The organism is Rhodopseudomonas sp. B29, assembly GCF_000333455.1.
GTDB lineage: Bacteria > Pseudomonadota > Alphaproteobacteria > Rhizobiales > Xanthobacteraceae > Rhodopseudomonas.
The window spans coordinates 1-21,511 of sequence record NZ_BADD01000558.1; the positions used below are offsets into that span (position 1 = coordinate 1).

Consider the following 21,511-nt stretch of genomic DNA (forward strand, 5'->3'; position numbering starts at 1 on the left):
GATAGCGCCCCGCGCGTACCATCAGGTCGACGAGCAGCACTACGCGGCCGATCGGCGTGCCCTTGTCGAAACCTTCCCCGACATCCGCAATCGCCGCGTGGCGGACTCCTACCTGACCAATTTTTACGATCTGGTCGCCGATTACGCCTCTCGCTTTGCTTACTTGATCGAGGTCCGGCGGCAGCGCGCGCATGCGCGACGGGTGCCGCAATGAACTGGGATAGACTCAATTCCATCAGTCGCCGCGCTCGCGCCATCGATCCGGAAGCCTTCGACGGCGAGAAGGTGTTGCAAATCTCACCAGCGCGACGCCATGCGGCCCTACACCTCGCCGCGCAGCAAGTGGATTCGCCGAACCGCCTCGACGGCGTGATCGTCAACCGGGACGGCGACGCGGTATGACCACCACCAAGAACAACTCCAGGTGCGGACGGCTGTTGCCGAATGCACGGCAACTTGAAGTCGATGGCGTCGCCTTCCCCTGCTATCGAACGGGATTCGATCGCTACGAGCGTCGCAGCCCAGACGGCCGCATCTGCATCGCCGGCAATCACCACACCGTCACCTACTACGCGACGGTTGATGATATCGCGCTCAAGAATAAGAGCGGATCGACTAAGCGTTTTCGCACGATGGAAAGCGCTGCACGCGAGGCGTTGAAGCTCGCCCGCCGTACGCCGACGGTCTGACCGTTCACGCCGCCATGAAACGCACGCCCGCATCTTTCCACAAGCCGCCCGAGGAATTGCTCGAGCTGGTGCGGGCGCTTGCCAAACGGGCGGCGCGCGAGGATCATGCGCGGGATCTGGCGCGGCGGGAGAAGGCCGCCGGCGCCGCAGCCGCCAGCCCGAGCCCATGATCCGCGCCGCCATTTACGCCCGCTTCTCATCCGATCTGCAGTCCGATCGCTCAATCGACGATCAGATCGCGCTGTGCCGCGAAATCGCGACGCGCGACGGAATGGCCGTTGTCTCGACGTTTGAGGATCGGGCGATTTCAGGCACCAGCGCGATCAACCGGCCCGGCTTCGCGACCATGATGCGCGCCGCCGAGGCCCGGCTTTTCGACGCCGTGATCGCCGAGGATGTCGATCGTATCTCGCGCGATCAAGGCGATTGGCACGCCGCCCGCAAGCGCCTCGATTTCCTCGGCATCGCGATTCACACGGCGAGCGGCAAGGTCGGCAAGCTCGACGGCGCGCTGCGCGCCCTGATGGGCGAAATGTTCATTGAGAATTTGGTGGTGCACGTCCGCCGCGGCATGGACGGCGTGGTGAGATCGGGCCGCCACGCTGGCGGCCGCGCTTTCGGCTATCAGGCCGTGCCGGGCAAGCCGGGCGAATTGGAGATCGTCGAGACCGAGGCCGAGATCGTCCGCCGCATCTTTACCGAATACGCAGCCGGCGCGCCGCCCCGTGACATTGCCGGCCGCCTCAACGCCGAAGGCGCGCCGGCGCCCCGCGGCGCGCGCTGGAACGCGTCGACGATCAACGGCAACGTGCAGCGCGGCGCGGGCATCTTGCTCAATGAGCTTTATACCGGCCGGATCGTTTGGAATAAGGTCCGGATGATCAAAGACCCGGCGACGGGCAAACGAATTTCGCGGCCGAACAAGCCGGATCAATTTCGGACCGCCGAGGCGCCGCACCTTCGGATTATCACGGATGACTTGTGGCGAGCGGCGCAAGCCCGCAAGGCGCGCACCAGCACGCCAGGCGCCCCGCGCACGGTCCAGCGCACCGCCCGCATTCTCGCCGGCCTAATCCGCTGCGGATCGTGCGGCGGCGGCATGTCGTCGATCGGCAATCGCGAAGGCACAGCCCGACTGCAGTGCTCGACTCACCGCGAAAGCGGCGCCTGCACCAATAGCCGCCGCATCAAGCGCGATGACGTCGAACGGCTCACCTTCGAAGGCCTGCAGCGTGAACTAAAGAACCCGGTGTTCCTCGCCGAATACGTCGCGACCTACAACGAAGAAAGGCGTCGCCTCGCCAAAGAGGCCGACACAGATCGCGCTAAGCTGATCCGGCGCCAAGGCGAGATCACCCGCCAGCTCGACCGCCTGATTGACCTTGTCGGCCGCCTCGGCGCCGATCCGGCGCCCGTGGTGCCGCAGATCAATGCCTTGCAGGCCGAGCGCGAAACCATCGCCGCGCGGCTCGACGCGATCGGCGAGGCCGGCAACGTCGTGGCGCTGCATCCCGCGACGATCGCACGTTATCGGGCCGACATCGCCGCGCTGGCCGATCTGCTGCAGCACAACGAACTTGGCGAGATCGACGGCGCCGCCGATCGTCTGCGCGAGCTGGTGGATTCGGTTGTGGTGTATGCGCCCCCAAATAGCGCCGAGATCGAGATCGAGATCAGGGGACGGCTCGAAACCCTCTTGCAAGCACCGCCTGCAATGCGCCGGATCGCCGGCAATGGCAGGGGGGGCTTGGTGGTAGCGGGAGAGGGACTTGAACCCCCGACCCCAGGATTATGATTCCCGTGCTCTAACCAGCTGAGCTACCCCGCCACAGGTTCGCGGCGGCAAGGCCGACAAGCGAACGCGCGGCATATAAGGAGGGCCGAGGCGGGGTGTCAACGGTCTAACCCGAGTCGCCTCGAGCCGCCGCCCGCCATCCTGGGCATCACACCGTCTGGCTGCGAACCCGCGCCCTGCGGATCGCTATTTCGGCTGCACGCTCTGATCACCCCCCGGGCTCCCCGGGGGCGGAATCACGGGCATTTTGCCTACGTCAGGCGTTGGCGCGCGTATTTCCGGATCGATGTTCGAAGGCGGGCACAGCACGCCCTCGGATTTGGCGAGCTTGTCGCCAAGCGGCATCTGACTTTGTCCGCTCGTGCCTTCGCCAGTTCCGGGCGGCGTAACTCTCGCGTGCGGCGGGCAATTGGTCGGCGCCGGCGTGGTGGCGGTCGGCGGCGTTTTCGGCGGCGCCTGGGCGGCCGCAGGCGCCGTTGCGGCGATGACGCATCCCAGCGCCAGGGCGGCCGGGGCGAAAGCACGATATGAGGTGGCAGCTTTGCTGGTCATGCGGATCAACGGCGCGCGACGCGGGCCGTTCCCGCGACACCTCAGCGCTTGCGATAACGGATCAGCGAGAAGTGCCCCATCGGCGGCATCGGCCGGCGCTCGGCGAGGTCGACGCCGCCGTGGCGCGCCGCCCAGTTCACCAGCCGCGCCCAGGGAAACTCCGGCCGCCAGCCGAGCCGGCGCGCGATCGGCGAGAACGCCAGTTCGAACCACTTCCGCGGTCCGCTTTCGGCGCCGATGTGATTGACCAGGATGAGCTCGCCGCCCGGCTTCAGCACACGAACGAAGTCGTCGAGCGTCGCTTCGGGGTCCGGCACGGCGGTGATGACGTATTGCGCCACGACGGCGTCGAAGAAGTCGTTCGGGAACGCCAAATGCTTGGCGTCCATCACGGCAAGCGTGTCGACATTGGTAAGGTTGAGCGTACGCACCCGCTCGTGAGCGCGGCGCAGCATCGGCTCGGAGATGTCGACACCGCACAGCCGCGTCGTCGGCGAGTAGTCCGACAGCGACAGTCCGGTGCCGACGCCGACGTCGAGCACGCGGCCGCCGATCGCATCGGCCACCGCGATGGTCGACTGCCGGCCGCTGTCGAACACTTTGCCGAACACCATGTCGTAGATCGGCGCCCACCGCGCATAGGCTTTGGCGACGCCGGCGCGGTCGATATCGTTACTCATGTCGTTACGTCCGATCAGGTCTCAGCCGCGCGCCGCGGCGAGAACAGGCGCCGCGCGCTCCGGCGCACTATCAACGCTGCCGCGCGCCGCGCTGCGGATGAAACCGCCGCCGAGCACGCGCGCCTGGCCGTCCGCGGCGTCGTAGAACACGCAGGCCTGGCCGGGCGACACGCCCTCCTCGCCTGCGACCAGCTCGACCGCGTAGCTGCCGTCGCGACCACGGCGCAGCCATGCCGGCTGCGGCGCACGGGTCGATCGCACACGCACGAAAAGTTCGAGACCGTCGCCGATCGCGTCGTCGAGCGAGCCGTCGCCGATCCAATTGATGTCGCGCAGCGCGATGCGGTCCATGCGCAGCGCTTCGCGCGGGCCGACGACGACGCGGCGCCGCGCCGCATCGAGCTGCAGCACGTAAAGCGGCACGCGCGAGGCGATGCCGAGGCCGCGGCGCTGGCCGACGGTGAAGTGGACGATGCCGGGATGCTGGCCGAGCACGTTGCCGTTGAGGTCGACGATGTCGCCCCGGCTCCATGGCATTCGGCTTCAGCCGCTCGAAGATGTCGGTGTAGCGCCCGGTCGGCACGAAGCAGATGTCCTGGCTGTCGTGCTTGTCGGCGACCGACAGCCCGAACTGCCGCGCCAGTTCGCGGGTCTGCGGCTTGGTCATGTCGCCGAGCGGGAAGCGCAGGAAGTCGAGCTGCTCGCGCGTAGTGGCGAACAGAAAGTAGCTCTGATCGCGATCGGCATCGGCGGCGCACACCAGAGCGCGCGAACCGTCGGGCTGGCGGCGCGATGCGACGTAGTGACCGGTGGCGAGCGCGGAGGCACCGAGCTCGCGCGCGGTGGCGAGCAGGTCGCGAAACTTGACCGAGCGATTGCACTCGATGCACGGCACCGGCGTCTCGCCGGATGCGTAGCTGTCGGCGAAGCTGTCGATCACCGACTCGCGGAACTTGCTCTCGTAGTCGAGCACGTAGTGCGGAATGCCGATGCGCTCGGCGACCGCGCGCGCGTCGTGAATGTCCTGGCCGGCGCAGCACGAACCCTTGCGATGCATCGCTGCGCCGTGGTCGTAGAGCTGCAGGGTGATGCCGACGACGTCGTAACCCTGCGCCTTGAGCAGCGCCGCGGTCGCCGACGAGTCGACGCCGCCCGACATCGCGACGACGACGCGGGTGTCCTGCGGACGACCAGGCAGATCCAGGCTGTTGAGCAGAGTGTCAGTCATTCGCTTCTCGGGCCGCGGGCTGGCAGCCCCGCACACATTGTTCTTGTCGGGCCGAAGGTCGTGATGGAGCGGACAAAATCGGCCGCGAGGGCCGGACCGCTCCCGGACCGCACTCGATGATGCCGGCCTTTAATATAGGTCGCATTGCGGGGGCGCAATCAGCCGGCTGGCAGGACGGCCCCACGCGGACGGCGGCAATTCCTGCCGGGAGGGCAGAAACGACAGGGTTCCGCGGCTGCTGCGGCCTCACCCAAGGCATGATTTTACAGCAACTCCAACCTTGGCCCGGTCCTTGCTGCAAGTCTGGCGAAGCAGTGCGAGAAAATGCCCGTGGTGAACGCCCCGACCGACGTTTTCGACTTCCGCCCCGACCTTCCCGAGCCGGACCAGTCCGCGCCAGGATCGGTCGCAGGCGACCGATAGTTTTGCGTCGCTGGTCGACAGCAATCTGGCCGACAGCGGCAGCGCTTCGCGCAGCTCCGACCCGCGGCCATCGTCCCGGGACGATCGCAGCCCGCCCCCGCCTTCCCGCGCGGACAATTCGGATCCCAGCAGCAACGCCAGCGACAACACGACGCCGCCTTCCAACAGCACGTCGGCGACGGATAACGGCAACACCGATCCGTCCAGCAACAAAACCGACTCGTCGAAGACAGCCGATAAGACCACCGCGAAGAGCGACGACAAGGCTGACGACAAGACCAAGGACAAGGCCGACGCCACCGGCAGTGACACCGGCGCCCAGACAGCTCAGGCCACCGACCAGACCGCAGCTGCCACGCCGATCACCCCGGTCGCGGTGGTGATCAATGCCGCCGTGCCCACGCAGACTGACGTGACCGCCAAAACCGGCGCCGCCGATGGGACCCGCACGACCGGCCCTGCGTTGGCCACAGCGACCGCGGCCGCCGCAAAAGCCCAGGCCACGATCGCCGATGCCGCGGCTACTGGTGAGACCGCTCCGGGCAGTGATGCAGCCAGCGCAAACGCAGCGCCGGTCACTGCGCAGGCGGCGACCACCGATCCGACGCTGGCCACGCTGGCAACCCAGGCAAAGGCCGGCAAGGCAGACACCAAAAAGGCGCAGCAGGCCGGCGCCGACGCGACGGCGAACGCTGCGAAGCCCGGCCCGGACGCGACCGCCGCCAATGCTCAGGCGCAGCCGCAGCCCGGACAGGCGGATCCCAACGCGACGCAGGCCGCGGCCGGCAACGCGCAGAAGCCCGCGGATGCCGGCGATGCCGCTTCGACCTCGCAGGCCAAGCCCGCGGTTTCGCATCAAGGCGATGCGACGGCGGCGGCGCCGGCAGACGTAGCGACCCAGCAGGCCCAACCGCAGCCGACACAGCCCTTTGCTCAGCAGCTGCAGCAATCGATGACCAATACGGCCTCCGCCGCGGCGGCTCAGCCCACCAACGTGGCCGCTGCCGCCGCGGCTGTGCCGATGCAGGGGCTGGCGATGGAGATCGCCGCGCGGGCGCGCGGCGGCAACAGCCGCTTCGAAATCCGCCTCGATCCCGCCGATCTCGGCCGCATCGACGTGCGCATCGACATCGATCGCCACGGCCAGGTGACCTCGCATCTCACCGTCGAGAAGCCCGAGACGCTGGCGATGCTGCGGCAGGATCAGCCGCAACTGCAGCGCGCGCTTGACGATGCCGGTCTCAAGACCGGCAACAGCGGCCTGCAGTTCAGCCTGCGCGATCAGTCCTCGTCCGGTCAGCAGAACCAGGGCCAGGATCACAGCCGCAATACCCAACGCGTCGTCATTCCCGACGACGATATGCCTCCCGTCGCCACCGCCAGCCGCAGCTACGGCCGCATGCTGGGCGCGAGCGGCGGCGTCGATATCCGGATCTGAGGAGTAGCGAGTATGTCCGTCGATGCGACTACAACGTCCCCGCCGGTTTCGGCGCCCAATCCGAACTACACCGCGAGCTCCAACAGCTCGGGCACGTCGACATCGACGCCCGGCATCGCCGATAATTTCCAGACCTTCCTGACGCTGCTGACCACGCAATTGCAGAACCAGAATCCGCTCGATCCGCTGGACACCAATCAGTTCACCCAGCAGCTCGTTCAGTTCGCCGGTGTCGAGCAGCAGCTCAAGAGCAACGACGCGCTGTCTTCGCTGGTGAAGCTGCAGACCACCGCGCAGGCGACGCAGGCGCTGAACTTCGTCGGCGCCACCGCGATCGTCGACGGCAGCAAGGCGTCCTATGACGGCAAGACCACGGCGAAGTGGTCGCTGTCGACCGACAAGCCGGTCACCGCCCAAGTGTCGATCCAGAACGCGACCACCGGGCAGACGGTGTACTCGGGCAAGTTCACCATCAATGCCGGGCAGAACCAGGCCTTTGCCTGGGACGGCAAGGGCAACGACGGCTCGCAATACGCGGCCGGCGACTACAAGCTGTCGATCGTCGCCCAGGACGCGGCGGGGAACGCCGCGACGGTGTCGACGCAGATCCAGGGCACCATCAACAGCGTCGACATGACTCAATCGCCGCCGCTGCTGGCGATCGGCAGCCAGACCTTCACGCTCGACCAGATCAAGAAGGTCGTGGCGCCCGGCACCGCGACCACCACAACCACTACGAGCTGACGCCATCGGCGCAGCGCTCGAGCGCGTGCGGCCGGGCGCTTACTGCCCGGCCAGCTTGTCGGCGAAATACGCGATGGTCTTGCGGTACACTTCCGCCCTGTTCCACTCGCGCATCGCGTCGAAATTCGCCGAGCCCTGGTGATAATCGGCCCCGGCCTTCCAGCCGTTGGTGTGCAGCAGATTGGCGGTCGAGGCCAAGACGTCCGGCACGCTGTGACGCAAATCGACATGGCCGTTGCCGTCGAAATCGACGCCGTATTTGATGTAGGACGACGGCAGGAACTGGGTCTGGCCGATCTCGCCCGCGTATGCGCCGATCATGTCGCGCATGCCGAGGTCGCCGCGCTGGACGATCTTGAGCGCCGCCATCAGCTCACCCTGGAACAGATCGGTGCGGCGGCAGTCGTGCGCCAGCGTTGCCAGCACGCGAAACACCGGCAGCTTGCCCATGTCGCCTTTGCCGAAATCGGTCTCCAGACCCCAGATCGCCACCAGGATTTCCGGCGGCACACCGTAGCGCTGCTCGATCCGCGACAGCAGCGAGGCGTGACGCTGCAGCATGGCGCGGCCGGCATTGATACGGCCGGCGCCGACGCGGGTGGCGACATACTGCTCGAAGCTCTTGTTGAAGGTACCGCGCTGGCGGCGGTCGAACGCCAGCACCGCCGGGTCGGACGTGACGCCGTCGAGCGCCTGGGCGATCACGCCCTGCGAGATGCCGGCCTGCGCAGCCTCGGCCGAAAAGCTCGAGATGAAGCTGCCGAAATCGCCGCCGCAGCGCGCCGCCTGCGCGGGGGCGGCAGACAGCAGCGCACCGCCCAGAGTGCAGGTCATGGCGCAGGTCAGAATGGCACGGCGTAGCTTCGACATGGCGGGCAATTCTCCGAACTATCGGGCGGGTTGAGCGTCGGCGACGCTGCAGGGACGAATCGCCGGGGACCGAGCCCGGGCGCAGGAATTCCTTAAGGCAGAATCGCGGGATGCGTATTCATGCGTATTGATATGACAACAGCGCGAACCTAGCATCTGCTGCTCGCAGTTGCGAGGCAGGACCAGCAGCGCCATATCGGCTGAAGACACAACACCGAACAGGCTACTCACGCCGGACGCCATCGCATCCGCCGTGTCGGAAGGATGACGATCATGCGCCGGAATGCCTTGCTGCGCCAACCGCTGTTTCGCCTCTTGGCCATCAACCTCGCTGCCGGGGTGACGATCGCGGCCTTGCTGGTCGGCGGCCTGATGGCGCTCAATCCAGGCCACCTGCGCGACCTCATCCTCGCCGACGATTCGCCCGGCACCGCGCTCGGCCTGCTGATGTTCGGCTTCGTGATTACCTTCGGCTCGGCCGCGATGGGCTCGGCCATCATGGCCATGAGCAGCGATCCGCGCGGCGGCCAGGGTGGCCGGCGCCGCAGGATCGAGCTGCGTCCGAGCGGAGAGTTGATCCCGGTGCGGGTCGAAGCCACGGCGCGCCGCCAGCATCGCGGCTGAGCGAACGGCGATCGGCCGCGCGGGCAATTTCGCCCGCGGCCAATTCGTCTCCGCCTCGCAACGCTCGTCCCGCGCCATCTTGGCTCCTCTCACATCAAAACCGCGCCGGTACCGGCGCGGTTTGTTTGTTCTGGCCCACCGTTCCACCGCAGCATGGCGAAACCGGGGCTTTGGGGTCATTGCGAAGCCTCTCGCCGTCATTGCGAGCGAAGCGAAGCAATCCAGCTCCGTGCACTGGGCTGGATTGCTTCGTCGGCTTCGCCTCCTCGCAATGACGATGTGGCGTTGGTGGACTACGCCGCCCGCCGCTGGTGCTTGCCTTCGCGGACTTCCTCGATGATCTTGTTCGAGAACGCCTCGAGGTCGCCGGGATTACGCGAGGTGATCAGGCCCTGGTCGGTGACGACCTGCGAGTCTTCCCACTTGGCGCCGGCGTTGATCACGTCCTGCTTGATCGATTTGTACGACGTCATCTTCTTGCCCTTGGCGATGCCGGTCTCGATCAGCAGCCACGGTGCGTGGCACACTGCGGCGACGACCTTGCCGGAATCATAGAACGACTTGATCAGCTTCAGCGCGTCCGGATTGACGCGCAGCAGATCCGGATTGATCTGGCCGCCGGGCAGCACCAGCGCGTCGTAATCGTCGGCCTTCACCGACGACAGCGCCTTGTCGACCTTCACCGGCCGGCCCCAATCCTTCATGTCCCAGCCTTTGATCTCGCCCTGCTCGGGCGACACGACCTCGACCTGCGCACCAGCGGCTTTCAGCCGGTCGCGCGGGGTTTCAAGTTCCGACTGTTCGAAGCCGTGAGTGGCGAGGATAGCGATCCGCTTGCCATCGAGTTGGCCTGCCATGGCAGTCTCCTGATGTTCGTAACGCCCCGCGGAGTAATGGGCAGCGCGGGTGATCGTTCCGGATGAGGGGTCATCGCCGGGCTCGACCCGGCGATCCATCATCTTCGTGAAATTTCTGCGCGCTCCGCGCGATGGATACGCGGGTCAAGCCCGCGTATGACCTTGCGGCCACGGCCTCGCGATCCCGCGGCGCAATTGCACCCGGGCTTTGCTTAGTTCCTTCGCCCTCGAAACAAGAGGGCGTGCGGAACGCCGGACGCTTCGACGCGTCCGCGGCCTCGTGTGCAAAACAAAAAGCACACGAGTTAGTCACCACGGTCACGCCGGCAACATCCGGCGTTCCGCACGCGGTGGGTGACCGGCTTACTTCGTGCTCTCCCCGGTGGCTCGTTGATCGTCACCGTCGGCCTCCATTAAGGTTTCTGCAGCCGGTCGGCCGCAGCCCTCCACGGCGCCTTGGCTCTTGTTGAGGAGCCAGGACCACACGACTTCGCCGGACGAAACAGCGTGGTCGTCAGCGCTTCGCTCGCGGCTCACGTCCCTCGCAAGGAACGCCCTGCCGCTTACTCCGCGCCTGACGCTGCCGCGTCCACCGCCTCCCGCCCCGCGATCCGTGACGATCGCGAAACGCCCCTCTCATCGGGGCGGGATGTGATGGACTATAGTCCTATATTCCCAAGTCGTCAAGCTACGCATGAAGATTTAATGTTGGTCATTCCGGGGCGCGCGGAGCGCGAACCCGGAATCCATAAGCCCTGTGTGAGTTGTTAGTTCGAAGCGCTGCGGCGTTGTGCTTCACCGAGAGTCCAGGGAGTATGGATTCCGGGTTCGCGAGCTTCGCTCGCGCCCCGGAATGACGAAAGAGAGGTTCTTCTTAGATCGCAACTCTCGATCGGCTGTAGCCCGGATGGAGCGCAGCGTAATCCGGGGATAGCTGTGCGGTGCAATCCCGGATTTCGCTGCGCTCCATCCGGGCTACAGATTTCTTTGAACTAACAGCTGACCCGGCTCAACTAACAACATCCCGCTTCGCCACAATCAGCGCCCTCACCTTCTCGGCCACCGCTGGCGTCGCTGGATTGTAGACGATCATGCCGAGCTCCGGTCGGCCTTCAACGGCGAAGGAGGAGAATTCGAGCTCGAGCGGGCCGGCTTCGGGGTGGTGGATGCGCTTGATGCCGCCGGCGTGGACGACGATGTCGTTGTCCTCCCACAGCGCGGCGAACTCCGGACTGGTCCGGCAAAGTTCTTCGACCAGACCGAAGACTTCATCACTCTCCCCGGCGCCGGCGCGCGCGACGTCGGCACGGAAGGCGGCGACCACGAAGCGCGCGATCGCGCTCCAATCCTCGCGGCGCACGCGCTTGCGCGCGTCGCCGAACATCAGGCGCAGGATGTTGCGTTGGCTGGGCTCGAGCTTCGAGTAATCAGTGAGCAGCGCGGCTGCGGCCTTGTTCCAGCCGACCACGTCCCAGGTCGCGGTCTTGACGATCGCCGGGCTCCATTCCAGCGCATCGAGGACGCGCTGCAGCCGCGGCGTGATGCCTTCGGTCGGCCGGTAGCGCACCTCGGGCGGGCGGCCGAGCGCCAGCATGAACAGATGCTCGCGCTCCGGCTCGGTCAGCATCAGGCCCTTGGCGATGCGGTCGAGCACCGCGGCCGACGGCGCGCCGCCGCGGCCCTGTTCGAGCCAAGTGTACCAGGTGGCGCTAATATTGGCGCGCTGCGCCACCTCCTCGCGCCGCAGCCCCGGCGTGCGCCGCCGCCCGGTGGCGAAGCCGAGCGCGGTGGGATCGAGCCGGCTGCGGCGACTGCGCAGATACGAACCGAGCGCGTTGGATTGATCGGCCACGGGCGATCCTATTGAGAATTATACCAGGATAACGTCACGTCTTTAACCGGGTGAGACATACCGCCAAATTCGCCCCCGACCAAATCGGAGGTGTCTTGATGCGTGTTTATCTCACTGGCGCGACCGGCTTCATCGGCTCGCGCGTCCTCAAACAATTGCTCGGCGCCGGCCATCAGGTCATCGGGCTGACGCGGTCCGATGCCGGCGAACGCGCAATCGCCGAGGCCGGCGCGACGCCGCATCGCGGCACGCTCGACGACCCGGCAAGCGTCGCGCGCGGGGCCGAGCAAGCCGACGCCGTGATCCACACCGCGTTCGATCACGAGTTCTCGCGCTTCGCCGAGAACTGCGAAAAGGACCGCCGCGTCATCGGCGCGATGGCAGCTGTGCTGAAGGGCTCGGATCGGCCGCTGATCATCAGCTCGGGCACCGCGATGGGCGCCACCGCGCCCGGCCAGCCGGCAGTCGAGCAGACGGCGAATTATAATCACCGGCTTCCTCGCGTCGCCAGCGAACAGGCCGGCCGCGACGCCGCCGAACAGGGCGTCTCGGTCGCGGTGATGCGGCTGCCGCAGGTGCATAATCCGGAGCGGCAAGGACTGATCTCGCCGCTGGTCGCCATCAGCCGCGCCAAGGGCCTGTCGGCCTATGTGGGCGACGGAACTAATCGCTGGCCCGCCGCCCATGTCGATGACGTCGCACTGTTGTATCGGCTGGCGGTCGAGCAGCACGAAGCCGGCGCGCGCTATCACGCCGTCGCCGAGGAAGGCATCAGCCTGCGCCTGATCGCCGAAACCATCGGCGCCGGCCTCGGCGTTCCCGTCCGCTCGCTCGCCCCGGATGCGGTCGGCGATCACTTCGGCTGGATGAGCCCGTTCATGGCCCTCGACATGCCGGCCTCGAGCGCCTGGACCCGCGAACGCCTGAACTGGACGCCGACCGGGCCGGACCTGATCAGCGACTTGAACGCGATGGATTATGGGCGGGTGGAGGTGGTGGGTTAGTTAGCGGAAACGACAAGCGCTATCGCCTGCTTTTGTCATTCCGGGGCGCGCGGAGCGCGAACCCGGAATCCATAACCACCGCGCTAAACGTTAGTCCGAAGAATCGCGGCGCGGTGCTTCACCGCGACTCCAGAGAGTATGGATTCCGGGCTCGCGAGCTACGCTCGCGCCCCGGAATGACATAGAGAAGTCTGTAGCCCGGATGAAGCGAAGCGCAATCCGGGATGGTTGTCGGGCCGCGCTCAGTTATCCCGGATTACGCTGCGCTCCATCCGGGCTACAGATTTTCCGGAAGTAAAATTTGTAATCTGTGACGCTGCGCTCGCGCCCCGGAATGACGAACGATGGGCTGGATGGCTCGTCAGTCGTTGCTCCAAAACACCGCCAGCCACACCGTCGCCTCGTCCGCCGCCGTCGCCTCGACGCGGTGGCGGTCGTGGGCTGGAATATCGACCCAGGTGCCGGGCGTCAGCGTGATTTCGCGGCCGTCTTGGAAGCGCAGGGTGGCGCTGCCGGAAAGGAGGACGACGAACTCGTCCTCGGCCTGGTCGTACCAGAAGTCCGCCGGGCTCGACTGCCCGTAGGAGACGATGCGCTCAATGCGGACGCCGCCGCGGGCCAGCAGGGTGTCGAGCGCCTCGTCGGGACCGGCGGGCGGCAGCGGGGCGAGCAGATGGCCGTGTTGCATTGCGATGGTCCTTGTCTTTCGGCGCCGGCCGTTTCATACCGCTGGTCCTTCCGCGCCGGCGGCCAGCCGACGCGCCTTGCCGGCGGCTTTCGGCGCCCGACCAACGGACGGCCCGCCGCCCTTCGGCCATTTGTCCCGCGTCAAAGCCGACGCGGTCAAATCGGCGTCGGATACCGGCAGGGCGCGGCGGATCGCTTGGCCGGCGGTCCTCTCACTCAGCCATCGTGCCTGGAGCCTTCCGTGCGCCCTGCCGTCATTGCCGCGACCGGACTGTATACGCCGCCGGAGTCGATCTCGAACGCCGAGCTGGTCGCCGCCTTCAACGCCTATGTGGCGGACTTCAACCAAACCAACGCCGCCCGCATCAGCGCCGGCGAGATCGAACCGCTGGCGCCCTCGTCCGTCGAGTTCATCGAGAAGGCGTCGGGCATCAAGGCGCGCTACGTCGTCGAGAAGGCCGGCATCATCGATCCCAAGATCATGCGGCCGGTGATCCCGGAACGGCCGAATGAGGAGATCTCGATCCTCGCCGAGATCGCCGTCAAGGCCGCCGAGCAGGCGCTCGAGCGCTGGGGCAAGCCGCGCGAGCGCATCGGCGCGGTGTTGTGCGCGGCGTCCAACATGCAGCGCGGCTATCCGGCGATGGCGATCGAGGTGCAGAACGCGCTGGGCCTCGGCGGCTTCGCCTTCGACATGAACGTCGCCTGCTCGTCGGCGACGTTCGGGCTCAAAACCGCCGCCGATTTCGTCGGCTCGGGGTCGGTCGATGCGGTGCTGATGGTCAATCCAGAAATCTGCTCGGGCCATCTCAACTTCCGCGACCGCGACAGTCACTTCATCTTCGGCGACGTCGCCACCGCGGCGATCGTCGAGCGTGCCGACGACGCGCAGGACGGCTGGGACATTCTCGGCACCAAGCTGAAGACGCAGTTCTCCAACAACATCCGCAACAATTTCGGCTTCCTCAACCGCGCCGCGCCGGAAGGCCGCGACCTGCCCGACAAGCTGTTCGTGCAGCAGGGCCGCAAGGTGTTCAAGGAAGTGGTGCCGATGGTCTCCGAGATGATCATCGATCACGCCGCCGAACTCGGCATCGATCCGCACGGCCTGAAGCGGCTGTGGCTGCACCAGGCCAATATCAACATGAACGAGATCATCGGCCGCAAGGTGCTGGGCCGCGAGCCGAGCCGCGAGGAAAACGTCATCATCCTCGACGACTACGCCAACACGTCCTCGGCCGGCTCGATCATCGCGTTTCACAAGTACTCGGACGACCTCAAGAGCGGCGATCACGGGCTGATCTGCTCGTTCGGCGCGGGGTATTCGGCCGGGACGGTGTTCGTGAAGAAGCGGTAGGGATTCGCTTCATAGCGGAAGCGTGTCCACCACCACAGCCGTCATCCCCGCGCATGCGGGGATCCAGTATCCCAGAGCGCGGTTAGTTAGCGCCTTCGCAATGACATACGCGCTCTGGAATACTGGGTCGTCCGGTCAAGCCGGACGATGACGACATAGAGAGTGGCCACGCTGCGGCCTAGCACCAGCACCCGTCATGGCCGGGCTTGTCCCGGCCATCCACGAAACAGCGCTTCGACCCGGAAAACGTGGATGGCCGGGACAAGCCCGGCCATGACGAACTAATAATTACGGCATCCCCGAGCCGCCCGCTGCCCCGTACACCTGCCCGGTTGCGTAGCTGGCGTCGCTGGCGGCGAGTTGGACGTAGATCGAGGCGAGTTCGACTGGCTGGCCGGGGCGCTTCAGCGGGGTCATGCCGCCGAACTTCTCCAGCTTTTCCATCGTCGCGCCGCCGGACACCTGCAGCGGGGTCCAGATCGGACCCGGCGCCACGCCGTTGACGCGGATGCCCTTGGGTGCGAGCTGCTTGGCGAGCGAGCGCACGTAGTTGGTGGTCGCCGCCTTGGTCTGGGCGTAGTCGTAGAGATCTTTCGACGGGTCGGTTGCCTGCTCCGACGTGGTGCCGATGATGCACGAGCCCGGCGCCAGATGCGGCAGCGCCGCCTTGATGATCCAGAACGGCGCGTAGATGTTGGTCTTCATCGTGGCATCGAAATCCTCGGTGGAGATATCGAGGATCGACGGCTTGGTCTGCTGCCGGGCGGCGTTGCTGACCAGAATGTCGAGGCCGCCGAGCTCACGCACCGCGCGATCGACCAGCTGCTTGCAGAAATTCTCGTCGCGCAGATCGCCCGGGATGGCGACGCCGTTGCGGCCGGCGTCCTTGATCAGCTTGATGACGTCCTGGGCGTCTTCTTCTTCCGAGGGGAAGTAGTTGATGGCGACGTCGGCGCCCTCGCGCGCGAAGGCGATGGCGGCGGCGCGGCCCATGCCGGAATCGCCACCGGTGATCAGCGCGCGGCGGCCGGCGAGGCGTCCCGATCCCTTGTAGCTCTGCTCACCGTGATCGGGCGGCGGATTCATCTTCTTGGCGAGGCCCGGCCAGGGCTGCGACTGCTTCTCGAACGGCGGCTTCGGATATTTGTCTTTCGGATCCTCTAGCGGCGCGGCGGTCGGCTGGGTCGCGCCGGTGGCGGCCGTGGTCTGCGCGAAGGCCGGCGTACCGGATGCGGCGACGCCGAGCACGCCGGCACTGGCGCCAGCGACCATGTCGCGGCGGCTGTAAATATCGCTCATGTGGAGTTTCCCTTGTCGATGCCAGCGGCAACCGCAGCCGCGGGTGATCGTTCCGCACCGCGCGTGCACGGCGCGATGCGACGGGAACTCGATGAGTTAGCTAGACCGGATAGCCCTTGGAGTGACGCGCAAGGCCGCCGAAAGAATCCAGCAGTCTGTCGCGCCACGCGTAGATCGGATCGTCCGGCGTCAGCAGCGCGAACGGACTGACGGCGCGGGCCCATTGGAAACCGCCGAAGGCGATGTAATCGGCGTAGTTGGGCGCTGCGCCGCCGAGGAACGGCTGCGCCTTCAACGTCAGCCGCATCGGCAGCAGCGATTTGCGGAACCCTTCGACGGCGCGGTCGCGATCCGCCGAGACCTGCTCGAGCGTCTTGCCGAAGCGCGCCTCGCGCGAGGCGCGGAAATACGCTGCGTCCTCCGGTCCGAGCTTGGTGACGATATCGGCGACGATCAGCGGTGCCAGACCCGCGACGAGCGTGACGTCGCCCCACGAATTGATCATCCGTGCCATGGCGCGGCCGCCCGCGCCGCCGAACAGCGACGGCCGGTCCGGATAGGTGTCTTCGAGATACTCGGCGATCGCCCAGGAGTCGCAGACCGACGTGTCGCGGTCGAGCAGCACCGGCACCTTGTCGGAATCGAACGGAGCGATCTCGCTCTTCTGCGTGAACCGCCACGGGATGGTCTCGACGTCCAGCCCCTTGTGCGCCAGCGCCATCCGGATGCGCCAGCAGAACGGCGAGAACGGCCGCGCGGCGTCGGTGCCGACGAGTTCGTAGAGCTTCAGAGTCATGGCAGTGTCCCCTCGCCTTGTATTGTCATTGCGAGCGAAGCGAAGCAATCCAGCTCCATGCCTGGGACTGGATTGCTTCGTCGCTTCGCTCCTCGCAATGACGATTGAGGAGATGGATGCGCGGGTCAAGCCCGCGCATGACGACGTGAGCGCTAGTGGCTGCGCCACGCATCACTCTGCTGTTGGTCGTCATTCCGGGGCGCTCGCGGAGCGAGCGAACCCGGGATCTCGCGCCAAACAACTTCGGGATTCCGGGTTCGCGCCCTGGCGGCCGCGCCCCGGAATGACCCGCCTGGGAGGAGTTACTCCGCCTTCGCCTTGACCGGCTCGATCACTTCGAAATTCGGCGAGAACTCGTCGAACATGCCGAACAGTTCGCGCAGCTTGAGCGGGTTGCCGGTGATCCAGAGGTCGCCGGTGGCGACGGCGCCGAGGAAGCTGCGCTGCTTCAGCGAGATCGCGTCGAAAGTGGCGCGGTTGAGCGTCACCGAGACGTCAGCGTTGTCGGAGAGCTTGCCGGCGACGTGGGTCAGCGCCGAGTTCTCCAGGTTCATCGTGTAGGTCTGCTTCGGATCGGTGAAGGTCCAGTTGACCACGATGTGCTTGCCCTCGGCCTTGGCGGCGTTGAGGCGGACGGCGAGGAAGTCGAAGGCCAGATCGATCGACACTCCCTTGAGCAGGTCGGGGTTCGACGTTGCCGCGTCGGTCTTGATCAGGCCGTTCCGTAGTTCCTGGGCGCCGAGCAGATAGGCGTTGCGCCAGGTCGAGGCCTCGGACTGATAGCCGAGCTGCTCCAGCGCATCGGCGCCGAGGGCGCGGGCCTCCTTGTTGGACGGATCGGCGAACACCAGCTTGCTCGTCACCGTGGCGACCCAGCGATATTGCCCGGCCTTGTAGTCGTCGCGCGCCTTGCCCAGCACCGCCGCCGCACCGCCCATGTAGTCGATCTCCTTCTTGGCCTCCTCTGCGCGCGGCAGCGGATTGAGATCGGCCGGATTGGCGTCGTACCAGCCGAGATAGAACTGATACACCGCCTTGGCGTTGTGGCTGACCGTGCCGTAGTAACCGCGGCCGGCGAATTCGCCGGCCAGCGACGGCGGCAGCTTGAGCTGCTCGGCGATCTCCGTGGGCGTCAGGCCCTGGTTGAGCAGGTGCACGGTCTGGTCGTGAATGAACTTGTAGAGGTCGCGCTGCTTCTTCAGGTAGTTGACCACACGGTCCCTGCCCCACACCGGCCAATTGTGCTGCGCGATCACCACCTCGGTGCGATCGCCGTAGCGGTCGATCGCCTCGCCGATATATTTCGACCACAGCCGCCCGTCGCGGATCGCGGCGCCGCGCAGCGTGTAGAGATTGTGCAACGTGTGGGTGGTGTCCTCCGCCATGTTCAGCACCTTGAACTGCGGATAGTAGGAGATCATCTCCGACGGCGCTTCGGAATCCGGCGCCAGGCGGAATTCGATCTCGACGCCGTCGATGGTCCGCGTCTCGTAGGTCTGCTTGATGGTGTCGTTGGGCGGGATCAGCGAGATCGTGCCGTTGGCCAGCGCCTTGCCGAGCCCGGCATCGACCTGGCCCTTGTCGGACACCGGCAGCGGCGTGCCGAACTGGAACTGGGCGCGGCGGCTCATCGCATTGCCGGCGATGACGTTCTCGGCCACCGCGTGCTCCATGAAGCCGTCGGGCGCGATCACCTTGACCTTGCCGGCGGCGGCATCGGCCTCGCTGATCAGCCCGCGCGCGCCGCCGAAGTGATCGACATGGCTGTGGGTGTAGATCAGCGCCACCACCGGCTTCTTCGGCCGATGCTGGTAGTAGAGATCGAGCGCCGCCTTGGCGGTCTGCACCGTCAGCGTACAGTCGGTGATGATCAGCCCGGTGTCGCCTTCGACGATGGTGATGTTGGCGATGTCCAGCCCGCGCACCTGATAGACGCGGTCGGCGACCTGAAACAACCCGCTGGCGAGATTGAGCTGCGCCTGCCGCCACAGGCTGGGGTTGACAGTCGCCGACGGCTGATCGCCCTTGAGGAAATCATACGGCTTCAGATTCCACACCGGCGGCGCACCCGCCGCGCCGGCGATGAGGCCGTCCGGCAGCGCCGCGACCAGCCCCCGCTTGGCGTCGTCGAAATCGGCGCGGTCAGCGAGCGGCAGCGACTTGGCGATTGCCTCGTTGGCGGCGCGGGTGGCCGGCTCGGCGTCTTTGGTCTGGGCGTGAGCGGGCGCGGCGAGAAGAGCGAGCGCAGCGGTGGCGATCGCGGCAGAACGGAACATCAGGGAAGCTCGCGAGCTGAAGAATGGAACTGCAGCTTACGGAGCCGGAACCGGAAGGAAAGACGACGCCGGCAATTTGCAACATCTTTCGCTACCGCGGACGCACGGCAGCAGGAATTTTGGCGATCGTGCCGCGTCCCGGAAAGTCCGGCATCTTTCATCCGCGGTCGACTCCGCCCATATTCCGACGGATGGCGAAATCCCCCGACAGCACGAACACTCCCGCGAAGCCCAAGGCGCCGAAGACGCCGAAGTCCAAGGCGCATCGGCCCGATGTGAAGCCGATCGGGCCGGCGTTGGCCGAGTTGCTGAACCCGGCGATCAATCGCGGCGATGCCGGCATGGGCTCGGGCACCGGGCTGCAGCCGCCGCCGGATAATTCGCGCGACCGCCGCACCGGCGGCGAGGCCGCGGTGCATCGCGGCCGCGCGTCGACGCCGAAGAGTTTCCCGAACGACGGCGGCACGCCGCGACCGACGCCGCTGCAGCCTTATCCGCAGCCGCCTCAAGGCTCCCCTCCGCCTCGCGGGGAGGGGTCGGGGGTGGGGGGCCATGGGCAAGGCTTCGATGAAGCACCACAGGCCAACTACGGCACCGCCGCCACCATCCCGACGCTCGATCCCGAACTCGCGCGGCAGCTCGGATTGCCGACCGAAGAGGACGACGCCGAAGCGCTGGCGCGGCCGCCGCGCAGCAAGATGGAGGCGCTCGGCGTCAAGGCCACGGCCGACGCGCTGGAGCAGCTGATCCGCGACGGCCGCCCCGAGTTCAAGGGCGACGATGGCGGCGTCAAGCTGTGGGTGCCGCATCGGCCGCCGCGGCCGGAGAAATCGGAAGGCGGCGTCCGCTTCGTGCTGAAATCCGACTACGAGCCGCGCGGCGATCAGCCGACCGCGATCAAGGAATTGGTCGAAGGCATCGACCGCAACGATCGCACGCAGGTGCTGCTCGGCGTCACCGGCTCGGGCAAGACCTACACCATGGCCAAGGTGATCGAGGCGACGCAGCGCCCTGCGATCATCCTGGCGCCGAACAAGACGCTGGCGGCGCAGCTCTACGGCGAGTTCAAGAACTTCTTCCCGGACAACGCCGTCGAATACTTCGTCTCCTATTACGACTACTACCAGCCGGAAGCCTACGTTCCGCGTACCGACACCTATATCGAGAAGGATTCGTCGATTAACGAGCAGATCGACCGGATGCGCCACGCCGCGACCCGCGCGCTGCTGGAGCGCGACGACGTCATCATCGTCGCCTCGGTGTCGTGCATCTACGGTATCGGCTCGGTCGAGACCTACACGGCGATGACCTTCGCGGTGAAGCGCGGCGAGCGCATCGACCAGCGCCAGCTGATCGCCGATCTGGTCGCGCTGCAATACAAGCGCACCCAGGCCGATTTCTCGCGCGGCACGTTTCGCGTGCGCGGCGACGTCATCGACATCTTCCCGGCCCACTACGAGGATCGCGCCTGGCGGATCAAGACCTTCGGCGACGAGATCGAGGCCATCGAAGAGTTCGATCCGCTCACCGGCCACAAGCAGGACGAGCTGGAATTCGTCAAGATCTACGCCAACTCGCACTATGTGACGCCGCGGCCGACGCTGATCCAGGCAATCCAGTCGATCAAGACCGAGCTGAAATGGCGGCTCGATCAGCTGCACGCCCAGGGCCGCCTGCTCGAAGCGCAGCGGCTGGAGCAGCGCACGACGTTCGACATCGAGATGATGGAAGCGACGGGCAGCTGCGCCGGCATCGAGAACTACTCACGCTATCTCACCGGCCGCAGGCCCGGCGAGCCGCCGCCCACGTTGTTCGAATACGTCCCCGACAACGCGCTGGTGTTCGCCGACGAAAGCCACGTCTCGGTGCCGCAGATCGGCGCCATGTTCAAGGGCGACTTCCGCCGCAAGGCGACGCTGGCCGAATACGGTTTCCGGCTGCCGTCCTGCATGGACAACCGGCCGCTGCGCTTCGAAGAGTGGGACATGATGCGGCCGCAGACCGTCGCGGTGTCGGCGACGCCGGCGGCATGGGAGCTGAACGAGAGCGGCGGCGTGTTCGTCGAGCAGGTCATTCGCCCGACCGGCCTGATCGACCCGCCGGTCGATATCCGCCCGGCGCGCACCCAGGTCGATGATCTCGTCGGCGAAGTTCGCGCCACTGCGGCGCGCGGCTATCGCACGCTGATCACCGTGCTGACCAAGCGGATGGCCGAGGACCTCACCGAGTTCCTGCACGAGCAGGGCATCCGCGTCCGCTACATGCACAGCGACATCGACACCATCGAGCGCATCGAGATCATCCGCGATCTGCGGCTCGGCGCGTTCGACGCGCTGGTCG

Annotated in this window: 21 protein-coding genes, 1 tRNA gene and 2 pseudogenes; 11 read left to right on the top strand and 13 right to left on the bottom strand. The window is 66.4% G+C overall.

Annotated elements, in window-relative coordinates:
- From I5M_RS32840 to I5M_RS33820, 5 genes and pseudogenes are all read left to right on the top strand, one after another.
- The coding region (locus I5M_RS32840; protein ID WP_040771808.1) for a hypothetical protein at positions 1 to 214 on the top strand (214 nt) is incomplete at its 5' end.
- On the top strand, positions 211 to 402 hold the full coding sequence (locus I5M_RS19785; RefSeq protein WP_022722979.1) for a hypothetical protein: 192 nt from the start codon (positions 211 to 213) through the stop codon (positions 400 to 402). The genes I5M_RS32840 and I5M_RS19785, both read left to right, overlap by 4 nt.
- Positions 399 to 689, top strand: coding sequence for a hypothetical protein (locus I5M_RS19790; RefSeq protein WP_022722980.1), 291 nt, complete (start codon positions 399 to 401; stop codon positions 687 to 689). The genes I5M_RS19785 and I5M_RS19790 overlap by 4 nt, the downstream gene beginning before the upstream one ends.
- A gap of 14 nt (positions 690 to 703) precedes the next feature.
- Positions 704 to 859, top strand: coding sequence for a hypothetical protein (locus tag I5M_RS32845; protein ID WP_022722981.1), 156 nt, complete (start codon positions 704 to 706; stop codon positions 857 to 859).
- Positions 856 to 1,857, top strand: a pseudogene (locus tag I5M_RS33820) (recombinase family protein); the annotation flags it as partial. The gene I5M_RS32845 and the pseudogene I5M_RS33820, both read left to right, overlap by 4 nt.
- Before the next feature lie 69 nt (positions 1,858 to 1,926).
- On the opposite strand, the gene I5M_RS33825 reads toward I5M_RS33820, so the two are convergent.
- The 6 genes and pseudogenes from I5M_RS33825 to I5M_RS33835 form a co-directional block, all read right to left on the bottom strand.
- Positions 1,927 to 2,259 (bottom strand): hypothetical protein, encoded by a 333-nt coding sequence (locus I5M_RS33825; RefSeq protein ID WP_244432054.1) that lies wholly within the window; start codon positions 2,257 to 2,259, stop codon positions 1,927 to 1,929.
- Positions 2,260 to 2,440: 181 nt separating this feature from the next.
- Positions 2,441 to 2,517 (bottom strand) — tRNA-Met (locus I5M_RS19805).
- Between the two features lie 153 nt (positions 2,518 to 2,670).
- On the bottom strand, positions 2,671 to 3,036 hold the full coding sequence (locus tag I5M_RS33830; protein WP_083909627.1) for a hypothetical protein: 366 nt from the start codon (positions 3,034 to 3,036) through the stop codon (positions 2,671 to 2,673).
- 41 nt (positions 3,037 to 3,077) lie between these two features.
- A complete protein-coding gene (locus I5M_RS19810) occupies positions 3,078 to 3,716 on the bottom strand; it encodes a class I SAM-dependent methyltransferase (RefSeq protein ID WP_022722982.1) in 639 nt (212 codons plus the stop codon).
- Between the two features lie 21 nt (positions 3,717 to 3,737).
- Positions 3,738 to 4,932 (bottom strand): annotated as a pseudogene (gene mnmA, locus I5M_RS30235) (tRNA 2-thiouridine(34) synthase MnmA).
- Between the two features lie 258 nt (positions 4,933 to 5,190).
- Positions 5,191 to 5,655, bottom strand: a complete 465-nt coding sequence (locus I5M_RS33835) for a hypothetical protein (protein WP_244432055.1) — start codon at positions 5,653 to 5,655, stop codon at positions 5,191 to 5,193.
- A gap of 124 nt (positions 5,656 to 5,779) precedes the next feature.
- On the opposite strand from I5M_RS33835, the gene I5M_RS19825 reads away from it, so the two are divergent.
- Together I5M_RS19825 and I5M_RS19830 are read left to right on the top strand one after the other, a co-directional pair.
- On the top strand, positions 5,780 to 6,805 hold the full coding sequence (locus I5M_RS19825) for a flagellar hook-length control protein FliK (RefSeq protein WP_244432056.1): 1,026 nt from the start codon (positions 5,780 to 5,782) through the stop codon (positions 6,803 to 6,805).
- A 12-nt stretch (positions 6,806 to 6,817) separates the two neighbouring features.
- Positions 6,818 to 7,549 (top strand): flagellar hook assembly protein FlgD, encoded by a 732-nt coding sequence (locus I5M_RS19830; RefSeq protein ID WP_022722983.1) that lies wholly within the window; start codon positions 6,818 to 6,820, stop codon positions 7,547 to 7,549.
- A gap of 39 nt (positions 7,550 to 7,588) precedes the next feature.
- On the opposite strand, the gene I5M_RS19835 is transcribed toward I5M_RS19830, so the two are convergent.
- A complete protein-coding gene (locus tag I5M_RS19835) occupies positions 7,589 to 8,419 on the bottom strand; it encodes a lytic transglycosylase domain-containing protein (protein ID WP_022722984.1) in 831 nt (276 codons plus the stop codon).
- A gap of 264 nt (positions 8,420 to 8,683) precedes the next feature.
- On the opposite strand from I5M_RS19835, the gene I5M_RS19840 reads away from it, so the two are divergent.
- Positions 8,684 to 9,043, top strand: coding sequence for a hypothetical protein (locus I5M_RS19840; protein WP_022722985.1), 360 nt, complete (start codon positions 8,684 to 8,686; stop codon positions 9,041 to 9,043).
- Positions 9,044 to 9,336: 293 nt separating this feature from the next.
- On the opposite strand, the gene I5M_RS19845 is transcribed toward I5M_RS19840, so the two are convergent.
- Positions 9,337 to 9,900: a type 1 glutamine amidotransferase domain-containing protein gene (locus I5M_RS19845; protein WP_022722986.1), complete on the bottom strand. Its 564-nt coding sequence runs from the start codon at positions 9,898 to 9,900 to the stop codon at positions 9,337 to 9,339.
- A 1,009-nt stretch (positions 9,901 to 10,909) separates the two neighbouring features.
- Positions 10,910 to 11,752 (bottom strand): helix-turn-helix transcriptional regulator, encoded by an 843-nt coding sequence (locus I5M_RS19850; RefSeq protein WP_022722987.1) that lies wholly within the window; start codon positions 11,750 to 11,752, stop codon positions 10,910 to 10,912.
- Between the two features lie 98 nt (positions 11,753 to 11,850).
- Here I5M_RS19850 and I5M_RS19855 point away from each other — a divergent pair, with 98 nt between their 5' ends.
- Positions 11,851 to 12,756 carry an SDR family oxidoreductase gene (locus I5M_RS19855; protein ID WP_022722988.1) on the top strand — a complete coding sequence of 302 codons (906 nt, stop codon included), beginning with the start codon at positions 11,851 to 11,853 and terminating at the stop codon, positions 12,754 to 12,756.
- Positions 12,757 to 13,117: 361 nt separating this feature from the next.
- Here I5M_RS19855 and I5M_RS19860 read toward each other — a convergent pair whose 3' ends face one another.
- Positions 13,118 to 13,444 (bottom strand): cupin domain-containing protein, encoded by a 327-nt coding sequence (locus I5M_RS19860; RefSeq protein WP_022722989.1) that lies wholly within the window; start codon positions 13,442 to 13,444, stop codon positions 13,118 to 13,120.
- A 240-nt stretch (positions 13,445 to 13,684) separates the two neighbouring features.
- Between I5M_RS19860 and I5M_RS19865 the strand changes: the two genes are divergently transcribed.
- The gene (locus I5M_RS19865) at positions 13,685 to 14,800 is read left to right on the top strand and encodes a beta-ketoacyl-ACP synthase III (protein ID WP_022722990.1); all 1,116 of its coding nucleotides are present in this window, start codon (positions 13,685 to 13,687) and stop codon (positions 14,798 to 14,800) included.
- Positions 14,801 to 15,088: 288 nt separating this feature from the next.
- On the opposite strand, the gene I5M_RS19870 is transcribed toward I5M_RS19865, so the two are convergent.
- From I5M_RS19870 to I5M_RS19880, 3 genes are all read right to left on the bottom strand, one after another.
- Positions 15,089 to 16,099 (bottom strand): SDR family oxidoreductase, encoded by a 1,011-nt coding sequence (locus tag I5M_RS19870; RefSeq protein ID WP_022722991.1) that lies wholly within the window; start codon positions 16,097 to 16,099, stop codon positions 15,089 to 15,091.
- Between the two features lie 100 nt (positions 16,100 to 16,199).
- Entirely contained in the window at positions 16,200 to 16,895 is a 696-nt protein-coding gene (locus tag I5M_RS19875) for a glutathione S-transferase family protein (protein ID WP_022722992.1), read from the bottom strand.
- A gap of 302 nt (positions 16,896 to 17,197) precedes the next feature.
- The gene (locus tag I5M_RS19880) at positions 17,198 to 19,171 is read right to left on the bottom strand and encodes an alkyl/aryl-sulfatase (protein WP_022722993.1); all 1,974 of its coding nucleotides are present in this window, start codon (positions 19,169 to 19,171) and stop codon (positions 17,198 to 17,200) included.
- Positions 19,172 to 19,362: 191 nt separating this feature from the next.
- Here I5M_RS19880 and uvrB point away from each other — a divergent pair.
- Positions 19,363 to 21,511: excinuclease ABC subunit UvrB (uvrB, locus tag I5M_RS19885; protein WP_022722994.1), on the top strand; the 2,149-nt coding region annotated here is incomplete at its 3' end.

What these genes read in the sequence shown, in the direction of transcription:
- I5M_RS19810 (WP_022722982.1), bottom strand. Translation starts at nt 3,716, where the DNA reads ATGAGTAACGATATCGACCGCGCCGGCGTCGCCAAAGCCTATGCGCGG.
- I5M_RS19790 (WP_022722980.1), top strand. Translation starts at nt 399, where the DNA reads ATGACCACCACCAAGAACAACTCCAGGTGCGGACGGCTGTTGCCGAAT.
- I5M_RS19875 (WP_022722992.1), bottom strand. Translation starts at nt 16,895, where the DNA reads ATGACTCTGAAGCTCTACGAACTCGTCGGCACCGACGCCGCGCGGCCG.
- I5M_RS32845 (WP_022722981.1), top strand. Translation starts at nt 704, where the DNA reads ATGAAACGCACGCCCGCATCTTTCCACAAGCCGCCCGAGGAATTGCTC.
- I5M_RS33830 (WP_083909627.1), bottom strand. Translation starts at nt 3,036, where the DNA reads ATGACCAGCAAAGCTGCCACCTCATATCGTGCTTTCGCCCCGGCCGCC.
- I5M_RS19785 (WP_022722979.1), top strand. Translation starts at nt 211, where the DNA reads ATGAACTGGGATAGACTCAATTCCATCAGTCGCCGCGCTCGCGCCATC.
- I5M_RS19845 (WP_022722986.1), bottom strand. Translation starts at nt 9,900, where the DNA reads ATGGCAGGCCAACTCGATGGCAAGCGGATCGCTATCCTCGCCACTCAC.
- I5M_RS19835 (WP_022722984.1), bottom strand. Translation starts at nt 8,419, where the DNA reads ATGTCGAAGCTACGCCGTGCCATTCTGACCTGCGCCATGACCTGCACT.
- I5M_RS19855 (WP_022722988.1), top strand. Translation starts at nt 11,851, where the DNA reads ATGCGTGTTTATCTCACTGGCGCGACCGGCTTCATCGGCTCGCGCGTC.
- I5M_RS19870 (WP_022722991.1), bottom strand. Translation starts at nt 16,099, where the DNA reads ATGAGCGATATTTACAGCCGCCGCGACATGGTCGCTGGCGCCAGTGCC.
- I5M_RS19860 (WP_022722989.1), bottom strand. Translation starts at nt 13,444, where the DNA reads ATGCAACACGGCCATCTGCTCGCCCCGCTGCCGCCCGCCGGTCCCGAC.
- I5M_RS19880 (WP_022722993.1), bottom strand. Translation starts at nt 19,171, where the DNA reads ATGTTCCGTTCTGCCGCGATCGCCACCGCTGCGCTCGCTCTTCTCGCC.
- I5M_RS19830 (WP_022722983.1), top strand. Translation starts at nt 6,818, where the DNA reads ATGTCCGTCGATGCGACTACAACGTCCCCGCCGGTTTCGGCGCCCAAT.
- I5M_RS19840 (WP_022722985.1), top strand. Translation starts at nt 8,684, where the DNA reads ATGACGATCATGCGCCGGAATGCCTTGCTGCGCCAACCGCTGTTTCGC.